3 protein-coding genes and 1 pseudogene are annotated in these 4,279 nt (G+C 51.0%); 3 read left to right on the top strand and 1 reads right to left on the bottom strand.

What is annotated here, in order from left to right; translation table 11 throughout:
- Positions 1–79: 79 nt before the first annotated feature.
- Positions 80–236, bottom strand: a pseudogene (locus tag PHO31112_RS26910) (IS6 family transposase); the annotation flags it as partial.
- Positions 237–529: 293 nt separating this feature from the next.
- Between PHO31112_RS26910 and PHO31112_RS26905 the strand changes: the two are divergent.
- From PHO31112_RS26905 to PHO31112_RS26895, 3 genes are all read left to right on the top strand, one after another.
- The gene (locus tag PHO31112_RS26905) at positions 530–1,663 is read left to right on the top strand and encodes an IS5 family transposase (RefSeq protein ID WP_246178593.1); all 1,134 of its coding nucleotides are present in this window, start codon (positions 530–532) and stop codon (positions 1,661–1,663) included.
- A 220-nt stretch (positions 1,664–1,883) separates the two neighbouring features.
- Positions 1,884–2,807, top strand: coding sequence for a hypothetical protein (locus PHO31112_RS26900; RefSeq protein ID WP_150624774.1), 924 nt, complete (start codon positions 1,884–1,886; stop codon positions 2,805–2,807).
- 48 nt (positions 2,808–2,855) lie between these two features.
- The gene (locus tag PHO31112_RS26895; RefSeq protein ID WP_150624772.1) at positions 2,856–3,848 is read left to right on the top strand and encodes a hypothetical protein; all 993 of its coding nucleotides are present in this window, start codon (positions 2,856–2,858) and stop codon (positions 3,846–3,848) included.
- The last annotated feature ends 431 nt before the right edge of the window (positions 3,849–4,279 follow it).

Genomic DNA, 4,279 nt, shown 5'->3' with positions numbered 1-4,279 from the left:
TTCATACCAACTCCTCATCTGAGCTGAGGAGCCATTATCTCTAGATTTGATTGGCACGAAATTTCACGGACAGGTCACCGCCGCGCTCGGCCATCATTTTCCTCCAGGTTGCGCAGGCTCAGTGGGTACGCCGCGTACCAGCGTACGTAGGTCAAGATCACCTCCAGCGGGTAATGCAACCGTTGGAGAACCTTATGAAGCGACGACGCGATGAGCTGTTTCTGGATCGTGACCATCCTCGCATTATCCCCGATCGGCTTATCGCGACAGAACCTGCATTTCCGGGGTTCAACTATTAGCTTTGATAGGTTTTCCTGGTTTCATACTCGGCTAGGCTCGCCTCTATGTAGAAAAAGTGCGCCGTCAACGCCGATGTGAAAGCGAAGCAGTTGTTTCACCAACAATTGAGCGGCAATGCGTGCTGCACCTAGCAGGCTGTTGCAATTCGGAACGGTGTAAACGGGCGCTGCGTGCGGTGCGTTAAAGATATCGTGTTCATGATATTGGGCAGACGAGAGCGATGCGCTGAATGGACGAGATGCAAGAACCGCTGTTCACGACGGTAAAGCTGGAATACTTCGTGCAGGCCGATCACCCGTTGCGGCCGCTTCGGCTGCTGGTCAATCAAGCGCTGAAGCGGCCCAACGGGCTGTTCAGCACGATCTATGCAGACAGCGGCCGGGCCTCGATTGCGCCTGAGAAGCTGCTGCGTGCATTGCTGCTGCAAGTGTTTTATTCGGTGCGCAGCGAGCGCATGCTGATGGAGCAAATGTGCTACAACCTGCTGTTCCGCTGGTTCGTCGGGTTGGCGGTTGAAGACGCTGTCTGGGACCACTCGGTATTCTCGAAGAACCACGATCGTCTGCTCGAGCACGAAGTGATCGAAGCGTTCTTTACCGAAGTCATGAGCTTGGCCGACAAGCAAGGGCTGCTGTCCAGAGAACACTTCTCGGTCGATGGCACGCTGATTCAGGTGTGGGCCAGCCACAAGAGCTTCCGGCCCAAGGATGGCTCGGAAGATCCGCCGGCCGGCGGCGGCCGCAATGTCGACACCGACTGGAAGGGCAAGCGGCGCAGCAACGAGGCTCACGAGTCGAGCACCGATTCGCACGCGCGGCTGTTTAGGAAGAGCAAAGGCACGCCGTCCATCCTGTGTTACCAGGGGCACATCCTGATGGAGAACCGATCGGGCTTGGTAGTGGGTGCCGTGGTGAGCCATGCCGACGGCTTTGGCGAACGCGCAAGCGCGTTGCGCCTGCTCGATTGCGTGCCGGGCCGTCACACCAAGACGCTCGGCGCCGACAAGGGTTATGAGATGCGCGAATTTGTGCGGGACTGTCGTGTGCGCAAGGTGACGCCGCATGTCGCGCGCAACGACGCGCATCAAGGCGGCAGCGCGATCGACGGGCGTACGTCGCGGCACGTCGGCTATGGCATCAGCCAAGTGATTCGCAAACGAATCGAAGAGCACTTCGGCTGGGGCAAGACCGTCGGCAGGATTCGACAGACCGTGTATCGCGGCATCAAACGAGTCGACCAGCACTTCAAGCTGACGATGCTGGCAAGCAACCCGACTCGAATAGCCCGAAAATGGTTGTCTGGAAAGAAAGAACTCATTTGTCGTTGCTTCTGTGCAAATTGTGTGCGCTGTCGGATGGCATGAAACTGAAGACTGGTCCCCAAGAAAGCACGCGCTCATATGATCGCGTCCTTGGGATTGCCGGTAAGCGATGCGTTTCGAGTCCCCACGCAGCATGCGCAGGAACGCTGTTTCCTAAGTGAAGAAAAAGGCAACTCGCGATTATCGGTTGTACGCCAGTTGCGAATGTGACCTTACCCAAGGCTCAGCGCCCATGGTGTTTCAAGTGAATCGGAGGTGTTCAATGGAAAAGGAAAGCTTGTTTCGTAGTAAGCCAATCGTTCCTGGTGATATTTACGTATTTTTTAAGACCGCGGATTTGCCATACTATCCTTCCTATATCCGGCTTGATTGGAATACAGGGATGTGGAGCGCTACCTTTACCTTGCCCGGGATGATTTTGCAGTATCAGGAAGCACGGGCGACTTACTATAAGGGGAAGCTCTATCTCTTCGGCCGTGCGCAGGATAACAGCATACAGGTGATGACATCGACGGATGGGGAATACTGGTCAGACTCCGTTACTCTAGGCACGAGTAAGACGTGTGGCGCTATCACGCCTTGTGTTATAAGCGATAGTCTTTGTATTTTCTATCCTGGCGTTAGTGATGGAAATCCAATTTGTTGCAATCAGTATGATGAAAATCTTAATCAGCTGAATTGGTGGGTTTCTCCAGTCGCCAAGAGCGTCAATTCCGTTTCTGTGGGGCAGGGTGTTGTTTTTTTTAACGCGGATGGCGTTCTGTATATGACTGGATTTGATGTTTATCACGGTTTTGGCGTTGGTGCAAGCCGCGCAGGCACCGGAGAAGAGAGCTTGAGTTTTGGGCCAAGTGTTTTAGCTTATTTTAATGACGATATGACGGCTTTCTATAGAGGGGTGGAGGGGGATGCGCGATTGTATGAGGATGGGGGTGGCAGTGTTATAGAAAATATTGATATTTACACTGCTCCGTCAGTGGTATTTCTTGATGGTGATGTGGAAAACCAATCTATAGCCGTATTCTATGGAGAGAATAACATTAAAGGGGAACTCAGAATGGCGTTTATCAATAGGATCAAGGCTAATTATGAGCATACGTATAATACATTTGCCATTCAAAATTTTGGCATCCCTTTGAGTTTGGAAAATAGCAGCCCATTTGCGCTTTCGATTCCTCAGGCTTAGTTGCTTTGTGCGGATGTGATTGGCACGTATATTTGAAAGGGGCGTTAAATGAGAAAAGCGAACTTGGAACGTAAGGATGCACTCACAGGTCTCTATGTCTTTTTTCAGTCGGCAGATTTTCCAACCAGTCCATCTTACATAGTCTACGATTCTGTAATGATGAATTGGAGCGATCCCATTACGTTGAACATGCAACTGTATGATCAAGTAGACGGCGCGTACAATTCAGATCCACGGGCGATTTATTACGATGGAAAGATATGTATTTTTGGCCGGGCACCGGATAACAGCATCAGTGGAATGACGCTTGATCAGGGGGGGTGGTCGGACCCTGTTGCAAATATTGGATCTGGCGTTGGGCAAAACAACCAGACTTCCAGTGCGGTGACACCTTATGTTTGGAATAACAACCTTTATATTTTATGGCCGCTCGGAGATGGCTCAATTTACTGCGTCCAATGTAATTCGAGTCTTGATGTTGTAAGCAGTCCTCCATGGCGCGCTACTGACTGTAGAACCGCCTTCGGACTTGATGTTGTTCCAGATTTATCTGATGGGCAGTTTGCTGATGTTCGGTACAATGGAAGGGGCATGGCGAGCGGCATTATGACTGCCGGCGGCCCTATGTTTAGCAGGCAATGGAAACATAACGGTAATTTTACTGGGAATTCCCAGCCTGCTGGGCGGGATTTGATTCTCAACTCCAGCACAGTAAATTGTTTGGGTAGAACTTTTACCTTCTATCAAGGCGCTATTGATGGAGTCGCTCCATCTGGAACGCTGTACGTAAACGATACCGCCCTGGATGGGAGTATTGATATACGTACGGCCCCATCAGCCGTCGTTTTGGACGATGATGGCACAACCGCATATGTCGCTGTGTTCTATGTCGAAAGTTATAAATCGTTTAACCTGAAGGCGGCGCGCCTTGTAATCACCCTTTCTAACGGAAACCCGACTTATAAGGTGGCTTTCATACAGGACACGGGCGTTAGTATGGCTTACGATTGTGCCAGTCCCTGTGGACTCATAATAAGTTAATGTTGCAAGTTGGTATCCCAGCACGGGTGGTGATCAGCCAATCGACCGCACCATTGTTGATGACGAGCGTTTGTGAAGGAGCTTTGGCGACGTTGGTAAATTCACGCCATGCAGCAAAGCGCACCGCGAGCGGCTTGCGCTAAATGGCTATTCTCCAGAATTTGAACCTCGTGGCCATACAGGCTATTAATATTTCTTTGCCTCTCCGAAAATCGCAGCCCTTTTGCACTCACGATCATTTAAATAATTATCAAACGCCAGAAGCGGTATGCCTTTGATTTGTGTTTGATAAGATAAAACGCGCGTGCGCCGAATCAGAAACTTCGCTCAACCTGACTAATAAGCAGGAGAGGTACTATGCCCAATGGTTCTGGTAGCTTGAGTCGGGGAACGCGCTTAGTTTACGCGGCTCAATCACTGACTGAGATAAA

Origin of the sequence: Pandoraea horticolens, assembly GCF_902459555.1 — a bacterium.
Lineage (GTDB): Bacteria > Pseudomonadota > Gammaproteobacteria > Burkholderiales > Burkholderiaceae > Pandoraea > Pandoraea horticolens.
This window is presented reverse-complemented; position numbering and strand designations above follow the sequence as displayed.